Origin of the sequence: Arthrobacter sp. zg-Y179 (assembly GCF_020907345.1) — a bacterium.
In the GTDB taxonomy this organism is placed as follows: domain Bacteria; phylum Actinomycetota; class Actinomycetes; order Actinomycetales; family Micrococcaceae; genus Arthrobacter_B; species Arthrobacter_B jinronghuae.
On sequence record NZ_JAJJOB010000004.1, the window covers coordinates 180,673 to 196,694 of the forward strand.

Sequence of the window (16,022 nt, forward strand, 5' to 3'; positions counted from 1 at the left end):
CCCTACTTCTTCGCTGTAGCTTTCCGCGGAGCCGCACGCTTCTTCACGGGCTTCTTCGCCGGGCCCTTCTCCCGCTTCTCCGCCAGCAGTTCAATGGCCTGCTCGCGGGTCAGCTCTTCGATGGCCGTGGAGCGGGGCACCGTGATGTTGGTGATGCCGTCCGTGATGTACGGCCCGAAGCGGCCATCCTTGACCACGATCGGCTTTTCCGACACGGGATCAGCACCGAATTCCGCCAGCGGTGCCGCAGCCTGCCGGCCACCGCGCTGCTTGGGCTGGGAATAGATCTCCAGCGCCTGCTCGAGCGTGATCGTGAAGATTTCCTCTTCAGAACCGATCGACCGCGAATCCGTGCCCTTCTTCAGGTACGGACCGAACCGGCCGTTCTGCACCGTGATCTCGTTGCCTTCGGCGTCGGTGCCCAGGACGCGCGGCAGCTTCATCAGCTTCAGCGCCTCGTCCAGGGTCACCGTTTCCACGCTCATGGATTTGAAGAGCGAGCCGGTGCGCGGCTTGACCTTCACCGGCTTCTTCGGAGGCTTGGGCTTGCCGTTCTTGTAGTACTCCACCGGCTGGTTCGCCAGGTCCTCTTCGGTGGGTTCCGGAATCAGCTCGATCACGTACGGGCCGTAGCGGCCGTTGCGGGCCACGATGGTCCGGCCCGTTTCCGGATCGGTGCCCAGCACGCGCTCTTCGGGAGCGGCGGTCTCCATCAGTTCCAGCGCCTTTTCGGCGGTGAGTTCGTCAGGGGCCAGGTCCTCGGGAACGTTCGCCCGCTCGGGCTCGGTCCCTTCGGGGGCGTCTGCGGGCAGCGGACGCTCCAGGTAGGGGCCGAACTTGCCCACGCGCAGCACAATGCCGTCGGCAATCTCGATCGAGTTGATCGCCTTCGCGTCGATTTCGCCGAGGTCGTTCACGATGGTGTGCAGGCCGGTTTCCACACGGTCGCCGTAGTAGAACTGGTTCAGCCACTCCACGCGGCCGGCTTCGCCGCGGGAAATCCGGTCCAGGTCCTCTTCGAGTTCGGCGGTGAAGTCGTAATCCACGTAATCCGTGAAGTGTTCCTCCAGCAGGCGGACCACGGAGAACGCGATCCAGCTCGGCACGAGTGCCTGGCCGCGGCTGGTGACATAGCCGCGGTCCATGATCGTGGAGATGGTGGCGGCGTACGTGGAGGGGCGGCCGATGCCGAGTTCTTCGAGCATCTTCACCAGCGACGCTTCAGTGAACCGCGGAGGCGGGGAGGTCTCATGTCCGCCGGCAGCGATGTCTGCAGCGGTCAAGGTGTCCTGGGCCTTCAGCACCGGCAGGCGGGCGCCTTCGGTGCCCTCGGCCTCGTCGTCCTCGCGGGCGGCGTCGCGGCCCTCTTCATAAGCAGCCATGAAGCCGCGGAAGGTGATGACCGTGCCGGAAGCCGAGAACTCGGCGTCGCGCCCGTCAGCGGACACCGCACCGAGGCGCACGGAAGCGGTGGAACCCTTGGCGTCGGCCATCTGGGAGGCAACGGTACGCTTCCAGATCAGCTCGTAGAGCCGGAACTCGTCGCCGCGCAGCGAGGAGGCCACCTGGGCGGGAGTACGGAAGGAGTCACCGGCGGGGCGGATGGCCTCGTGTGCTTCCTGGGCGTTCTTGGACTTGCCCTTGTAGACGCGCCGCGCTTCGGGCACGTACTCGGGGCCGTAAAGCTCCGAGGCCTGGCGGCGGGCGGCGTTGATGGCCTGGTCCGACAGCGCCGGGGAGTCCGTACGCATATAGGTGATGTAACCGTTTTCGTACAGCCGCTGGGCCACCTGCATGGTCACCCGCGAGGAGAAGCGCAGCTTGCGGCCGGCTTCCTGCTGCAGGGTGGAGGTGGTGAACGGCGCGGCCGGACGGCGGGTGTACGGCTTGGTGTCCACGGAACGGACAGTGAACGCGGCCGATTCCAGGCCGGCGGCAAGCGACACGGCCGCTGCTTCGTCCAGGTGCACGGCGGTCTTGGACTTCAGCTCACCGCGGTCGGTGAAATCCTTGCCGGTGGCGACGCGGGCGCCGTCGACGGAGACCAGGCGGGCCTTGAATTTCTCGGCGGCTTCCGTGGCGAACGTTCCCACAAGGTCCCAGTACGACGCCGCGCGGAACGCCATGCGCTCCCGCTCGCGTTCGACCACGAGCCGGGTGGCAACGGACTGCACACGTCCGGCGGACAGGCCGCGGGCTACCTTGCGCCAGAGCACAGGGGAAATCTCGTAGCCGTAGAGCCGGTCAAGGATGCGGCGGGTTTCCTGGGCATCCACCATGGCGACGTCGACGTCGCGCATTTCCAGCAGGGCGCGCTGGATGGCTTCGCGGGTGATTTCCGGGAAGGTCAGCCGGTGAACTGGGACCTTGGGCTTGAGCACCTGCAGCAGGTGCCAGGCAATGGCTTCGCCTTCGCGGTCACCGTCAGTTGCGAGGTAGAGCTCGTCGGCGTCCTTCAATGCGGCCTTGAGCTCGGCCACCTTCTTCTTCTTGTCCGCAGACACCACGTAATACGGCTCGAAGTCATTGTCGAGGTCCACGGCAAACTTGCCGACGCCCGTCTTCTTCAACTCGGCGGGCAGGTCGGAGGGCTGCGGAAGATCGCGGATATGACCCATCGACGCCGTCACCTCGAAGCCTTCGCCGAGGTACCCGGCGATGGTCTTGCCCTTGGCCGGAGACTCGACAATTACAAGCTTCTTCTTGCCGGTCTTCTTGTCCGTTGCCTTAACTGGCACTGTTCTCCTACGTAACGGGGTGGTTCAAATAAGTTCGGGGCGCTTTGTTCCGGCGCTTTGGTGCATCGGCAGTCCGGTACATCCACAGACAGTATGCGCGATGCCCCAGCACTAGGGTAACCGGAAAGCACCGCAGGCACTGACCCGCACCGGGACGGGCGCGGGACCTACCAGCGGTCCGGAACGAGGAACCCGTCCAAGACCAGATTACGCACTTCCGCGACCAGGTTTTGGCCAAACTCCGGTTCAGGGCGATCCAGCAGGGCGGCCAGGGCTGAGACTATCTGTCCCACGGAGAGCTCGCCGTCACAGGCGGAAACGAACCCGGTGAGCTCCGTGCTCATGAGATTGGTCCGCCGCAGCCCGGCGCCCTGACGGAGCAGGATCACACCCGGATGCTCGGCCCCGGGGCGCTGATGGCGTTCCTCAGTAACGTCGTCGGCGACCAGAAGGTGCACGTTCTCCAGCTTGGTGCGGCTGCTGACCCAGTCGAACCGGCGTACGGCGGCATCAAGGTGCGGACCCACGGGCTGTTCAATGGGGTGGGTGATTTCCTCGAACCTGCGCAGCGGTTCGGCGCCGGGCTTCCGCCGTCGGCGCAGCCAAAGTGAGCCGAACCCCACAGTTCCAACATTCCGGGAAGCGAAATCCTCCAGGTAACCGGCGTACGCCGCAGTGTATTCCTCGCGTTCGCGGCCCTGCGCGGCGTCGCGGAGCCACATTTCGGCATACTCCGTCGGGGTGAGGGTTTCGCGCTGGATGACCCAGGCGTCCATCCCCTCCGGAAGCCATTCCTCGAGCCTGGCGGACCATTCCTCGTCCCGGCCGGCCGGGATCTCCCAGTTCCCCAGCATCTGGGCGGTGCCGCCGGGACGCAGGACCTCCTCGAGGCCGGCCACCAGGGCGGCGACGATGCCGTCCCCGGCCAAGCCGCCGTCGCGGTAGGTGTACCTTTCATCGTTGTCGCCGCCGGTGCGCGGAGTGATGACGAACGGCGGGTTGGAAACCACCAGATCGAACTTTTCGCCGGCCACCGGCTCCAGCAGGCTGCCCAGCCGGAGGGTGAACCGCTCCTCGGGCTGGTCCGGATCGATGTCCAGCTGGGGCGCGTTGAGCATCAGGTTGAACCGGGTGAAGCCGAGGGCACGCTCGGAAACGTCGGTCGCCGTCACGTGGTCCGCGTGCCGGAGCAGATGGAAGGTCTGGATCCCGCATCCGGTGCCCAGGTCCAGGGCACGCCCCACGGGCGCGCGTACGGTGAGCTGGGCCAGGCTCAGGGAAGCCTGCCCGATGCCGAGAACGTGGTCGCGTCGCAGCACGCCGGGACGCTGGTGGCTGCCCAGGTCGCTGGCCACCCAGAGATCACCGTCGGGATTCCCGGCGGAACCGGTGCCGCCGTCGTCGGTGCCGTAGGGGCGCAGGTCCACTGCTGCACGGAAAGTGCCGAAGATGCGTCCGCGTTCAATGAGCCCGAGTTCCAGGAGGCCTTCGGTGCCGGTGCGCGGCAGTGCGCTGTCCAGTTCGGCCCGCTCAGCCGTTTCCCCCAACAGCCAAAGCTGGATGGGAACCGCAACACGACGGGGATCTGCGGCTTCCGCTTCGGCACGGCAGGCCAGCAGGGCGGGAACCAGCTGGTCCCGCTGCAGGGCCGCCGATGCTTCCTCGCCAAGGAACCCGGCCACACCGTTTACGGTGTATCCGGCCTCCTCCAGATCGGCGGCGAGCGCCTTGAGAAGCCAGGTGTCGCGGCTGCGGGGTGCGGAAGGAACGGAAGAGAAATCAATCACATCCCCCAGTCTAGGGCCGCGCTATCGGCGGTCCGTGCAAACGACGGACGGGCACCTCCAACAAGTCACGGAAGTACCCGCCCGCCCTGCCCTGACGTTCAATCACCGCCCGGAGGCCTTGCCGGTGAGCCCGCTAACCGGCCGTCCCCTGCACCGGGACGCCCGCTGCCGGTGCGGCCGCCGGGGCGGGTGCCGCCATGGCCGCCTCCACCGGGCTGACGGCAGAGGGAGCGTGGGCAGCCGCGTGCCGGGCAGCGCGGTAACCGAAGACAACCGCCGGTGCGATGGTTGCCCCGGCCCCCGGATAGGTCCGGCCCATGACGGAGGCGGTGGTGTTTCCAGCGGCATACAGTCCGGGAATGACGCTGCCGTCCTCGCGGAGCACACGCGCATCGGCGTCCGTCACCAGACCGCCCTTGGTGCCCAGGTCCCCTGGGTACAGGCGCACGGCGGAAAACGGTCCCTTCTCCAGCGGCCCCAGGTTCGGGTTCGGCTTCACCCGCGGATCGCTGTAGTAGTTGTCATAGACGGTGTCGCCGCGATGGAAATCTTCGTCGATTCCGGTCTGCGCGAAGCCATTGAACCGTTCCACCGTGGCCTGCAGCGCCGCCGGCGGCACACCCATCTTCTCCGCCAGCCCCGCAACCGTGTCGTCCCGAAGCAACAGCCCCTGCCGCGTCCAGTCCTTGCGCCCGATCAGCAGGGCGTTGAACAGGTAGCGGCGGGCGTGCCGGGCCTCGAACACCAGCCAGGCGGGGTCCCCCGGTACTTTCCTGTTGTTTTCGAGCATGTGGTGGCCGAAATCCACGTACGATTCGGACTCGTTCAGGAACCGTTGGCCTGCTGCGTCCACCACCAGGGAGAACGGCATGGACCGCTCCGCAAGCGTGAAAGTGACCTTCCCCTTGGGCCCGACGGCGGTCGGTCCCCACCAGGCGTCATCCATGAGGGCCAGCGCGCCGCCCCGGGCGGCCACAATGTCGATAGCCTGGCCGAGGTCGCCTTCAGGGGCCGAGGAGTACTCCTTCTCCAGGCCCTGGTACTTTTCCCGCCATTCGGCGTTCCGGGCAAAGCCGCCGGCGCCCAGGACCACGCCGTGCCTTGCCCGAATCCGGACGTCCCGTCCCTGGCGGCGGACGACGGCGCCCAGCACCGCGCCGTCGTCGTCCTGGACCAGGTCCGTCAGCGGCGTGGAGAGCCAGACCGGCGTCTGCTGGTTACGCACGATGTACATCAGCGAGGAGGACAGGGCTCCGCCCAGACCGTACAGCCGCTTGCCCCGGACCAACCCGCCGAGGGTGCGGAAAACGAAGCGGGCGCCGCGGATGAACCCGCTCGGCGTGGACCAGGCCCGGGAGAGCTCCCAGACGTCGTCGGTGGCCAGGGGTGCGGGAATGCCCGACGCCGCGGCGCGCGAGTGCTTGAACCAGGGGCCCAGCAGTTTCGTGTCGAAGGGCTTCACCTCGAGGGAGCGGCCGACCATTCCGCCGGGCCGGTCCGGGTAGTAGTCCGGGTAGTCCTTGGAACGCATCCATTGGACCCCGAGACCGCCCAGGAACGTCACGACTTCCGGCACGGAGCGCAGGAACGCGAGCTTGCGTTCGCGCGAGGAGACGGGGCCGACGTCGGCGATCACCTCTTCCATATAGGTGAGGGCATTCTGCTGGCTGTCCTGCACCCCTGCCTCTTTCATCAGGGGGTTGTTGGGCATCCAGAGACCGCCGCCGGAAATGGCGGTGGTGCCGCCCCAGAACTTGGTGCTCTCCACGACCAGGACATCCAGTCCCTCATCCGCTGCCGTGATGGCCGCGGTCAGCGCGGCCGCACCCGATCCGACCACAAGGACGTCGACTATCCGGTCCCATTCGTTTGTACTCTGTGCGGCGTCCGCCGCCGTGCCAACCGTTTCCATGCTCCCCCGCCTTTGGGCTGCGCCCGATCCCGGCGTGCCCGGCAGACGCCGGTTCCGGTCAGGCCTGTTCCGGGCATCAGCGCCCGTGCCCGCGATGCTAACAACGGCGGGCGGGGAAGTATAGAGGTAGTTAGGGGCGGCCTAAGTATTTCCGGAGGTCACTCGTCGCAGCCGTCAGGGCAGCGGAGCGTGGCGGGGTCCGATGCGCAGTCCGCGCAGTACAGGGTCAGCTTGCGGCAGGACGGGTTGGAGCAGTTCTCGAACTTGCTCGTGGGAGCCTGGCAGCGCACGCACTGGCCGATGGTCACGGCGTCGTCCGTGAACTCCGTGTGCATCCGCTTGTCAAAGACGTAGAGCGAACCTTCCCAGAGGCCCTTGTCGCCGTAGGTTTCCCCGTAGCGGACAATGCCGCCCTTCATCTGGTAGACCTCGGAGAACCCGCGGTTCACCATGAGGCTGGAGAGCACCTCGCAGCGGATTCCTCCGGTGCAGTAGGTGACCACCGGCTTGTCCTTGAGGTCGTCGTACTTGCCCGATTCCAGTTCGGCGATGAAGTCATGCGTGGTGGAAACATCGGGCACCACGGCGCCCTTGAACTTTCCGATCTGCGCTTCGAAGGCGTTGCGCCCGTCGAAGAAGACCACTTCCTCGCCGGCCTTTTCCTTCTCTTCCACCAGCTGGTGGAGCTCTTCCGGGCGTAGGTGCGTTCCGCCGCCGACCACGCCGTTCTCGTCCACCTTCAATTCGCCCGGTGCGCCGAAACTCACTATCTCTTTGCGCACCTTCACGCTCAGGCGCGGGAAATCCTCCGCCGAGCCCTCGGAGTACTTGATGTCCATCTTCTTGAAGGCGGGATATTCCCGGGTGGCCTTTACATAGGCCTTGACGGCGTCCAGCTCTCCCCCGACGGTGCCGTTGATGCCGTCCTGCGAGATCAGGATGCGCCCGCGCAGGCCCAGCTTTTCGCAGAGCGCGCGCTGCCAGAGACGGATTGCCTCCGGGTCGGGAAGGGGAGTGAAAGCGTAATACAGTGCGATTCGGTTCAGTGCCACAAGATAAGGGTAGACCGAGGCAGGCATCCGTATTTCATCTCCGATGCATACCGTTCGCACCGGGTGACCGCTAGTGTGCATCTATGAGAGCGCTGGATGACGATTTGCTTGAGACCTGGGTCTCCGGGTGGGCCCAGGCGAGGGGGTACCGGACCCGTCACGAGGGCCGCTTTCCGGCTGCGCTCCTGCATGACCGGACCAACGACTGGGAGTATTTCGCGCTCGAACCCTCCCATGACGAGTTCGCCGCCCTTGCTTCTTCCGCCCGGCACAGCCCCACCCGGCTGTTCACCATCGTGACTACGCGGGTTCACGAAGTCCACGGCGCGGCATCGGTGTACGGGATGCAGATCCGGTCAAGCGACGAGGTCCTGATGGCGGCCGATATGGCGGGCCAGGACATCGAGTACCCCGTGCTGCCGTGGGACGGCTATGAAACCGAAAGCACCCACGAGAACAAGGTGGGCACCGTAACGGTGCTCGACGCCGGGCAGCCGATAGCCGCCGGAAGGGTGGCCGTGATCGACGGTTACGCCGTGTTTGACCGGATCATCACCGAGCCTGCGTACCGGCGGCGGGGATTGGGAAGCTACGTGATGCGGGCATTGACCGCGCTGGCCCTGGAGGACGACGCCGACGCCGGACTGCTTATCGCCTCGCTGGAGGGGCAGGAGCTCTACCGGTACCTGGGCTGGGAGTCCCTCGCCGCCGTCGTAATGTTCGAGCCGCGGCTCTGATCTTCGCACCCCCTTTTCCCCCGGCAGTGAACATGCGTGCCCGTAGATTTCCGGGTGGGAGAATGAGCACGTGGCTCTTCATGATTCCCTGATTCCGCTGCTGGGCGGCGGCGCCGAGCCCGAGCAGCTGATGCACGTGCACCACATTCCTGCGCGCCGTGCCGTTACCGCGCCGTGGCCCGAATGGGCGCACCCCGACGTCGTTGCCGCCTACCAGCGCCGCGGCATCCATGAGCCGTGGGCGCACCAGATGGAAGCTGCCGAAGCCGCGCACAGCGGGCAGCACACGATCATTGCCACCGGCACGGCTTCGGGAAAGTCGCTGGCTTACCAGCTGCCCGTCCTCGACGCGATCCACCGCACTTCCCTCGATGACCGCGCCACGCTGGAGCCGTCCGGCGCCGTCGCACTGTATCTGGCCCCCACCAAGGCGCTGGCCGCCGACCAGCTTGCCGCCGTCAAGGCGCTGCAGCTGCCCACGGTCCGGGCCGAGACGTACGACGGCGATACGGACACGGGTGCCCGCCGCTGGATCCGGGACCATGCCAACCTGGTGCTCGCCAACCCGGACATGCTGCACTTCGGCGTCCTGCCGAACCATGCCTGGTGGGCGCGGTTCTTCCGCCGCCTGAAATACGTCATCATCGACGAGGCGCACAGCTACCGCGGGGTCTTCGGTTCGAATGTCGCCAACCTGATGCGCCGGCTGCGGCGGATCTGCCGGTACTACGGTGCCGATCCGGTGTTTATCGGCGCCTCGGCCACGTCTGCCGAACCGTCGGATTCCTTCAGCCGGCTGATCGGTGCACCGGTCACCGCCGTGACGCAGGACCGTTCACCGCACGGGTCCACCACGGTGGCCTTGTGGGAGCCGCAGCTGACCGAGCTGAAAGGGGAGAACGGAGCACGGTCGCGGCGCACGGTGGTGGCCGAGACCGCAGATCTGCTGGCCAACCTGGTGGCAGCGCAGGTCCGCACCATCGCTTTCATCAAATCCCGCCGCGGGGCCGAAACCATTGCCACCATCACCCGGCGGCTGCTGGACGAGGTGCATCCTTCCCTGCCGGACCGGGTGGCGGCCTACCGTTCCGGTTACCTGCCCGAAGAACGCCGGGAGCTGGAACGGCGGCTGCGCAGCGGTGAACTGCTGGGCATCGCCAGCACCTCGGCGCTGGAACTGGGCATCGACATTTCCGGGCTGGACGCCGTGCTGGTGGCCGGCTGGCCGGGCACCCGGGCGTCGCTGTTCCAGCAGATCGGCCGGGCCGGGCGCTCGGGCCAGGACGCGCTGGCCGCGTTTGTGGCCAGCGACGATCCGCTGGACACCTACCTGGTGCACCACCCCGAGGCGATTTTCGACATTTCGGTGGAGGCGACGGTCTTCGACCCGTCCAACCCGTACGTGCTGGGACCGCATCTGTGTGCTGCCGCGGCCGAGCTGCCGATAACTCCGGATGAGCGGGAACTGTTCGGTCCCACCGCCGGCGGGCTGCTGGAGCAGCTGGTGGACCAGGGCTATCTGCGGCGCCGGCCCTCCGGCTGGTTCTGGACGCATCCGGAAAGCGCCGCGTCCATGGTCAATCTGCGGGCGGCCGGCGGCGGGCCGATCAACATCGTCGAGACCGAGACGGGCACACTGCTGGGCACCATGGACTCCCCGCAGGCGCAGTACCAGGCGCATACCGGCGCGATTTACGTCCATCAGGGGCAGACGTTCCTGGTGGATGAGCTCAACGAGGCCGACCACTGCGCCATGGTCACCCGCACCAATCCGGAGTTCTACACCCAGGCCCGTGACATTACCCAGGTGGAGGTGCTGGAAACGGACCGCACCTCCGAGTGGAACGGCATCCAGGTCTGCTTCGGCACCGTGAAGGTCACCACGCAGGTGGTCTCCTACCAGCGCAAGGCCTTGATCTCGAACGAGATCCTCGGCGAGGAGCCGCTGGAGCTCGAAGCCAAGGAACTGTTCACCAAGGCCGTGTGGTTCGTTATCGATGAGAAGTTCCTTGTCTCGGCAGGGCTTGCCCCTGCCGATTTCCCCGGTTCGCTGCATGCCGCCGAACATGCGTCCATCGGCATGCTGCCGCTCGTGGCCACCAGTGACCGCTGGGACATCGGCGGGGTCTCCACTGCCCTGCATGCAGACACGGAGAAGCCGACCATCTTCGTGTACGACGGGCATCCCGGCGGTGCCGGCTTCGCCGAGCGCGGCTACGAGGCGGCACGGATCTGGCTGGCCGCCACCCGCGATGCCATCCGTGCCTGCGAATGCGACGGCGGCTGCCCTTCCTGCGTGCAGTCCCCCAAGTGCGGCAACAAGAACAATCCGCTGGATAAGAAGGGTGCCGTCACGCTCCTGAATGTGCTGTTGGACCATGCGCCGGAGGCCATGGTCCTTACCTCCTAGCCTGACGGCCGCCGGGCCTAGCCGGGAGGTCCGGCACGTGCCCGGGCCACGGCCGGAATCGGAAACGCAGGGATCGAGACTTCCGTTTCCACGGTGACTGTGCCGGAACCGGGATCTGCGGTGCAGCCGCGCAGTGCAGCGTTGTTGCGCGCGGCCACCTTTCCGGCCACACCGCAGGCATCGCCTGTGGTGTTAGCGGCGCCGGTTACGGCATCGAGTCCGTCAGCATCGAAGTCACCGGCTTCAGACCGGCCGGCATCGAGGTAAATGCCCGCGGAGATTCCAGGCGGCTGCAGCCCGCGCAGGGTGTCTGCGCCTGCAAGGGCGGCAAGATCCGCGGCTGTGGCGGCCCGTACAGCAGCTACCGATGCCTGCACCATCACCAGTGCAGCCACGGAAAGCCCCAGCAACACCATGCAGATCGTGAGCGCGGCAACCGTTCCCGCTCCCCGTTCCTTCGGCTCGCTGCTGGCCGGTTCCGTCCCGCCTTTCCCATCGCAGGCTCCGGCCACAACTTCGGCTTGGGCTTTACCCAGAGGACGGAACGCCATTCGGCAGGCCTCCATCCCCGGGAAAAGCTACGGCGTCGGCTGAAAGTTCCAGCGGAAGCAGGCTCAGCACGGGCAGAGTCAGGGAACTGCGAACCTCCACGGCCGTCCAGTGCCCCTCGACAGAGAGAATCAGCTCGGCCGAATTTCCGGCCAGCCGCTGAACGGCAGCCGCTGCAGCGGGTTGATCTGCGCGCATGACCTCGCGGGCCGCCGCCCGGGCTGCTTCCTCCAGTCGAAGCTGGGTGATGCCTGCTGAGATTCCCGTCAGTCCTCCGACCAGTACAAGCACGATGGCTGGCAGCGCCACCGCAAATTCGGCTGTCACCGCTCCCCGGTCGCTCTGTTTCGGAGTCTTTCTCCCGGCACTCCTGGCCTGCACTCCTAGCCCAGGGTCAGTGCGGACCGGATGAGCGAGACCAGCATGCCGCGGACCTCGTCGCCGCCCAGGATGATGGCCAGTAAACCGGCAAAGGCCACGGCGGCCAGCGTGGCAATGGCATATTCGGCGGTGGCCATACCGGCCTCCCGGTCGGTCCACGGCGGATCAGCCGGTGCCTGCGTTTCCGGCAGCGGCTTCACCAGTGTGAGGCGGGGTATGTCCACGGCCGTGCGCCCGGACAGGCTGTACACCCCGTGGCTGCCGTCCGATTCCGGGTTTGGGCAGGCTGGCCCCGGTCCTCCCCCGTCCCTTTCGAGGCGGGCAGCGGCTGGGGATGGTGCGGAGACGGATCTGGTGCTGACTCGCATGTGTCTTTCCTCCTGCTGAAAGGGTCTGTGATTTGATCCTGCCTTCGGCCGCCGCTTGCAGGTTGCTGCTCCGATGCCGGTGGGGACAACCCCGGCCCGGCGGTGGGTTGTGGAGGAACGAACGGGTGAGGCGTGCCCTGCCGAGCCGGTCAGGTCCACCCCGGAAGCAGGGACATCAGCAGCGGCACCACGGTCAGCGCCACAAACGCGGGCAGCGAACACAGCCCCAGCGGCATCACCAGGCGAACCCCGAGCGCAGCTGCCCGCCGCCTGCTCTCCGTCTGCCGGCGCCGCCGAAGGGCGTCCGCCTGGGAATGAAGCACCGCAGCCGACGGGGCCCCCGTAACGGCCGTGAAACGCAGGGCCGGGCCGAGTGCCGCGAGTGCCGAGACCTGTCCGGTTGTCACCCTGCCGACCCGGGATGCCTGTTCCGCGCCCGATGGTTGCGTTCCGGTGGAAGCGGAACCGGCGCACAGCTGCCACGAGGCATCCCATGGAATTCCGAGGTCCAGTGCCTGCAGGAGCCGGTCGAGATCCCGGGACGTAGCCGGGTCCACACCCTCGCGCAGGATGGCCAACGCCGAGGGCAGCGGTTGTCCTGCTTCCAACATTGCCGCAATCAGGTCCAGCATCAGCGCGGGGTCGCCGGTGCTGCCCTCCGGCCGGGGCTCGGTCCTCTGCCGGAGGTGCGGCTGCCGCGGATGTCCGACGGGTCCGGTCAGGAGCAGGGCAGCCGTCGAGAGGAAAGCGAACACCAGCAGTCCGGTCATCCGTAATTGCCCTGCATCGGAGCCTGGGCGTTCCGCACCAGCCGTGAAGACCAAAAACGCCCTGCCAGCCAGAACCCGGTTCCGGCTGCAGCCGCGAGCCACCCCAACGGCGTCGCCGTCAGGATCTGCAGCGGGTTACCGCCCAGCAGGTAGCCCAGGAGTATCCCGCCGCCCGGTAGCCAGGTCAGGAGCCGCACGGTGGCACGCGGGCCGGCCATTGCCGCCTCCCGGTCCGAGGCGGCGTCACGGGCGGCTTCCAGTTGTCCGGCATACCGGCTGAGCACGGCGGCCAGCGGGGCGCCGCTCCGCTCCGATACCCGCAGGCAGACAGCCAAACCGGACCACAGCTGCTGCAGCGCCGGATCCGTTTTCCCGCCGTCCGGATGCTCCGCAGCGGCAAGCACCGGCACCGGGCTGAGGCCCAGCGCCGCCGACGCCGCGGCCGCCTGCAGCACCGGGAAAAAGGGGTGAACGGATGCCTCCGCCGGACCCGGCGCTTCATACAGGGTGGCTGCGTCTGCCCAGATCCGATGGGCCGAGCGCCCCGCCGCCAGCAGCCCCGCCAGTTCCCGCACGAGCAGGGCCGGGGCGTCACCGTCGAGCCCCGGGAGACGGTGCCGACGGTGCCGACGGTTCCGATGGAGGAGCGGGCCCTTCGTTCTGGGCGCAGCCAGGCGGCGGGCAACCGGCGGCCGGAGCGGCGGAAACCAGATTGTCAGTGCCGAGGCCAGGGCAAGGAGTACTGCGACGGTCAGCCCTGCCACGCCGACGCTAACTGCCCGCCGGCGCGGATCCGGCACCGTTGTCGGCGGCTGCCCGTACCTCCAGCCGCCGTTCGAGCTCCGCCCACCCGCTGCCGTGCCGGTATTTCCCTCCACTGAGGACCAGCGCCGGCACGGCAGTCAGTTTTCCGTCGGCGATCATCAGGACCGCGATCTCGGAAATAGTGCGGGTGCCGGCGGACCTGTGCAGATGGACCACCACGTCCAGCGCTGCTGCCGCCTGCAGTGCCACTGCTTCCGGCGCCATGCCGGCAAGTGCGCCCAATGCCGCCAACCGGGCCGGCACTCCCGCGGCAGAGTTGGCGTGAATGGTTCCGCCCGCTCCATCATGGCCGGTGTTCAGCGCTGCCAGGAGTTCCCGGACCTCCGCTCCCCTGCACTCACCCACCACCAGGCGGTCCGGCCGCATGCGCAGGGCCTGCCGCACCAGTTCGGCTTGATCCAGCACCCCGCTGCCCTCCACGTTTCCGTGCCGGCTCTGCAGGCCCACCACATGAGGATGGTCCGGTTCCAGTTCCGCGGCGTCTTCCACCAGCACCAGCCGTTCCTGCGGTCCGCTGAGGGAAAGCAGCGTGGACAGAAGCGTTGTTTTCCCGGTGCCGGTGGCTCCGCTGACGAGGAAGTTCAAGCGTCGGCGGACAATGGTTCGGAGCAGGGCTTCACACTGCGGGTCCAGGGTTCCGCCGCGTGTCAGTTCCGCGAGGGTGAAGGACCGGCTCCGGTGAATGCGGACCGACAGGAGCGTAGACCCGGTGGAGACCGGGCGGAGCACTGCATGCACGCGGTAACCCTGCAGCTGGACATCAACGCAGGGACAGGAATCGTCCAGCCGCCTGCCCCCAGCCGCCACCAGGCGGGTGGCAAGGGCCTGCACCTCCGAGTCCGAGGCAAACCGGATGGCTGTCAGTTCCAAGCCGCGGCCGGCATCTACCCAGACCCGGTCCGGACCGTTCACCAGGATGTCGCTGACGCCGGGAAGCAATGCCAGCGGCTGCAGCGGCCCCAGTCCCTGCAGCTCGGCACGCATACGGTCCACTGCGTGCAGTGTCCCCTCAGAACCGAGCAGCTGCCCGCTGGCCTGCACCGCCGCCGCCAGCCGTGCTCCTGTCACCGGTTCGGAGCGTGCCAGCATCCGGTCCCGCACCCGGGCCAACAGCGGATCCGGCCCAAGCGGCTGACCCAGCCGTTGGCGGTGCACTCCGCCGCTTCCGGCACCGGACATACTCACGACGCTGCTCCAACCGGCGGGGGCAACACCGTCGCCAGAATCCGCTGTGACACGCGCCTGACCCGCGGGCGTCCCGCACCCGCCAGCACCTGGCCGTATTCCCGGCCCGTTCCCCGTTGGAAGGGCAGGTAACCGGACAGCGGCAAACCCAGGGCTTCGGCCACCAGCACTTCGTCCAATCCGTTCCCGAGCGGCCCGCGCACCACTACGTGGGCCGGTACCTCCCCGAGATGCGGCAGCAACGCCTGCGCTCCCAGGACGCCGCCGGTCCTGCCCGGCACCACCAACAGCATCTGGTCGCAGAAACGCAGCAGCGACGCTGCCCCGACGGTCCGGCCCAAATCCACAATGGTCAGCTGATATCCGCTCCGCGCTGCGTCCACGACTGCCGCAGCAACTACCTCATCAGCCGGAGGTATCCCCGTGCCCCGGCCCAGCAGTGAAAATCCTGCGAGCGCAGGCAGCCCGGCCGCGAGCTGCACGGGATTCAGGCTGCCGCTTAACCCCTCCAGGTCCGGCCAGCGGATACCCTCCAGCTCGGCAGCGCCCAGGGCCCATTCCAAGCCCGTTCCCCAGGCATCTCCTTCCAGCAACAGCACCGACTGGCCCGTCTCGGCGGCATTGGCGCTCAACCAGCAGGCCACAGTGGAGGCACCGGCTCCGCCTCCACCCAAGACACCCAGGACCGTACCTCCGGAGAGGCTCCGCCGCCTGCCCAGAAAGCCCGCGAGCCAGCCGGCTGCTGCCGGAAGAACCGCGACCCGGCCCGCGGAACTTCCCGCAGCTGCGTCCCAGACGGTGGTGTCCTCCGCCAGGCTGACCACAATGACCTCGGGTTTCCCCGATCCCGCCGGAACGGCTCCCGCGGCAACGAGCGCGCGCCACGGTCCTCCTTGTTCGGTCAGGAACCGGAGGTGCCCGCTGCCCAGCAGCAGCACATCCGGTACCAAAGCCAGGGCGTCCGGGATGTCGAGAGCCACGGGAATTTCCACACCGGCTGCTGCAGCGACCCGGGCCACTTCGTCCTGGAGCGCCTGATCCCCAGCCACCAGCACAGCGACGACGGCGTCCCCGCCCGGCAGCCGGCGGCCGGACCGCGTTTCCAGCAGCCATCGGCTGCGTACCCGCGCGGCGCCCGGCGCACCTCGTTCCATGTCCATGCGCCCTACCGTCGCACCACGGACCGGTCAGTCGTATCCCCGGACCGGACCATCAGGGAAACCGCGGCCGGCAAGAAGGTTGTGGAGGAAAGGTCCCGCTCCATCAGCTACCGGCGGCCGAATCCGATAGGGTCGGCGCTAACCGGGA

At 67.5% G+C, this 16,022-nt stretch carries 13 protein-coding genes; 2 read left to right on the forward strand and 11 right to left on the reverse strand.

Features of this window, described 5'->3' with window-relative positions; translation table 11 throughout:
• Positions 1 to 2: 2 nt before the first annotated feature.
• From topA to trhO, 4 genes are all read right to left on the reverse strand, one after another.
• Positions 3 to 2,738, reverse strand: a complete 2,736-nt coding sequence (topA, locus tag LOC56_RS02990; protein WP_229950305.1) for a type I DNA topoisomerase — start codon at positions 2,736 to 2,738, stop codon at positions 3 to 5.
• Positions 2,739 to 2,905: 167 nt separating this feature from the next.
• Positions 2,906 to 4,525 carry a DUF7059 domain-containing protein gene (locus LOC56_RS02995; protein ID WP_229950307.1) on the reverse strand — a complete coding sequence of 540 codons (1,620 nt, stop codon included), beginning with the start codon at positions 4,523 to 4,525 and terminating at the stop codon, positions 2,906 to 2,908.
• Positions 4,526 to 4,658: 133 nt separating this feature from the next.
• The gene (locus tag LOC56_RS03000; protein ID WP_229950309.1) at positions 4,659 to 6,437 is read right to left on the reverse strand and encodes an FAD-binding protein; all 1,779 of its coding nucleotides are present in this window, start codon (positions 6,435 to 6,437) and stop codon (positions 4,659 to 4,661) included.
• Positions 6,438 to 6,595: 158 nt separating this feature from the next.
• Entirely contained in the window at positions 6,596 to 7,489 is an 894-nt protein-coding gene (trhO, locus tag LOC56_RS03005) for an oxygen-dependent tRNA uridine(34) hydroxylase TrhO (RefSeq protein ID WP_229950311.1), read from the reverse strand.
• Positions 7,490 to 7,572: 83 nt separating this feature from the next.
• On the opposite strand from trhO, the gene LOC56_RS03010 reads away from it, so the two are divergent.
• Both LOC56_RS03010 and LOC56_RS03015 read left to right on the forward strand, forming a co-directional pair.
• Positions 7,573 to 8,226 carry a GNAT family N-acetyltransferase gene (locus LOC56_RS03010; RefSeq protein ID WP_229950313.1) on the forward strand — a complete coding sequence of 218 codons (654 nt, stop codon included), beginning with the start codon at positions 7,573 to 7,575 and terminating at the stop codon, positions 8,224 to 8,226.
• Between the two features lie 70 nt (positions 8,227 to 8,296).
• A complete protein-coding gene (locus LOC56_RS03015; protein ID WP_229950315.1) occupies positions 8,297 to 10,636 on the forward strand; it encodes a DEAD/DEAH box helicase in 2,340 nt (779 codons plus the stop codon).
• A 17-nt stretch (positions 10,637 to 10,653) separates the two neighbouring features.
• Here the strand turns inward: LOC56_RS03015 and LOC56_RS03020 are convergent, their stop codons facing one another.
• The 7 genes from LOC56_RS03020 to ssd all read right to left on the reverse strand — a co-directional run bounded on the left by LOC56_RS03020 (position 10,654) and on the right by ssd (position 15,874).
• On the reverse strand, positions 10,654 to 11,187 hold the full coding sequence (locus tag LOC56_RS03020; RefSeq protein ID WP_229950317.1) for a hypothetical protein: 534 nt from the start codon (positions 11,185 to 11,187) through the stop codon (positions 10,654 to 10,656).
• Entirely contained in the window at positions 11,165 to 11,512 is a 348-nt protein-coding gene (locus LOC56_RS03025) for a TadE family type IV pilus minor pilin (RefSeq protein ID WP_229950319.1), read from the reverse strand. The genes LOC56_RS03020 and LOC56_RS03025 overlap by 23 nt, the downstream gene beginning before the upstream one ends.
• Before the next feature lie 56 nt (positions 11,513 to 11,568).
• Positions 11,569 to 11,934, reverse strand: coding sequence for a DUF4244 domain-containing protein (locus LOC56_RS16375; RefSeq protein ID WP_442860055.1), 366 nt, complete (start codon positions 11,932 to 11,934; stop codon positions 11,569 to 11,571).
• 149 nt (positions 11,935 to 12,083) lie between these two features.
• Positions 12,084 to 12,704 carry a type II secretion system F family protein gene (locus LOC56_RS03035; RefSeq protein ID WP_229950321.1) on the reverse strand — a complete coding sequence of 207 codons (621 nt, stop codon included), beginning with the start codon at positions 12,702 to 12,704 and terminating at the stop codon, positions 12,084 to 12,086.
• Positions 12,701 to 13,468 (reverse strand): type II secretion system F family protein, encoded by a 768-nt coding sequence (locus tag LOC56_RS03040; protein ID WP_229950323.1) that lies wholly within the window; start codon positions 13,466 to 13,468, stop codon positions 12,701 to 12,703. The genes LOC56_RS03035 and LOC56_RS03040 overlap by 4 nt, the downstream gene beginning before the upstream one ends.
• A 7-nt stretch (positions 13,469 to 13,475) precedes the next feature.
• Complete coding sequence (locus LOC56_RS03045; RefSeq protein ID WP_269437933.1) at positions 13,476 to 14,708, reverse strand: TadA family conjugal transfer-associated ATPase; 1,233 nt, start codon at positions 14,706 to 14,708, stop codon at positions 13,476 to 13,478.
• A gap of 2 nt (positions 14,709 to 14,710) precedes the next feature.
• Complete coding sequence (gene ssd / locus LOC56_RS03050) at positions 14,711 to 15,874, reverse strand: septum site-determining protein Ssd (RefSeq protein WP_229950325.1); 1,164 nt, start codon at positions 15,872 to 15,874, stop codon at positions 14,711 to 14,713.
• Positions 15,875 to 16,022 lie beyond the last annotated feature (148 nt).

What these genes read in the sequence shown, in the direction of transcription:
- LOC56_RS03000 (WP_229950309.1), bottom strand. Translation starts at nt 6,437, where the DNA reads ATGGAAACGGTTGGCACGGCGGCGGACGCCGCACAGAGTACAAACGAA.
- LOC56_RS03010 (WP_229950313.1), top strand. Translation starts at nt 7,573, where the DNA reads ATGAGAGCGCTGGATGACGATTTGCTTGAGACCTGGGTCTCCGGGTGG.
- LOC56_RS03020 (WP_229950317.1), bottom strand. Translation starts at nt 11,187, where the DNA reads ATGGCGTTCCGTCCTCTGGGTAAAGCCCAAGCCGAAGTTGTGGCCGGA.
- LOC56_RS16375 (WP_442860055.1), bottom strand. Translation starts at nt 11,934, where the DNA reads ATGCGAGTCAGCACCAGATCCGTCTCCGCACCATCCCCAGCCGCTGCC.
- LOC56_RS03035 (WP_229950321.1), bottom strand. Translation starts at nt 12,704, where the DNA reads ATGACCGGACTGCTGGTGTTCGCTTTCCTCTCGACGGCTGCCCTGCTC.
- LOC56_RS03045 (WP_269437933.1), bottom strand. Translation starts at nt 14,708, where the DNA reads ATGTCCGGTGCCGGAAGCGGCGGAGTGCACCGCCAACGGCTGGGTCAG.
- ssd (WP_229950325.1), bottom strand. Translation starts at nt 15,874, where the DNA reads ATGGACATGGAACGAGGTGCGCCGGGCGCCGCGCGGGTACGCAGCCGA.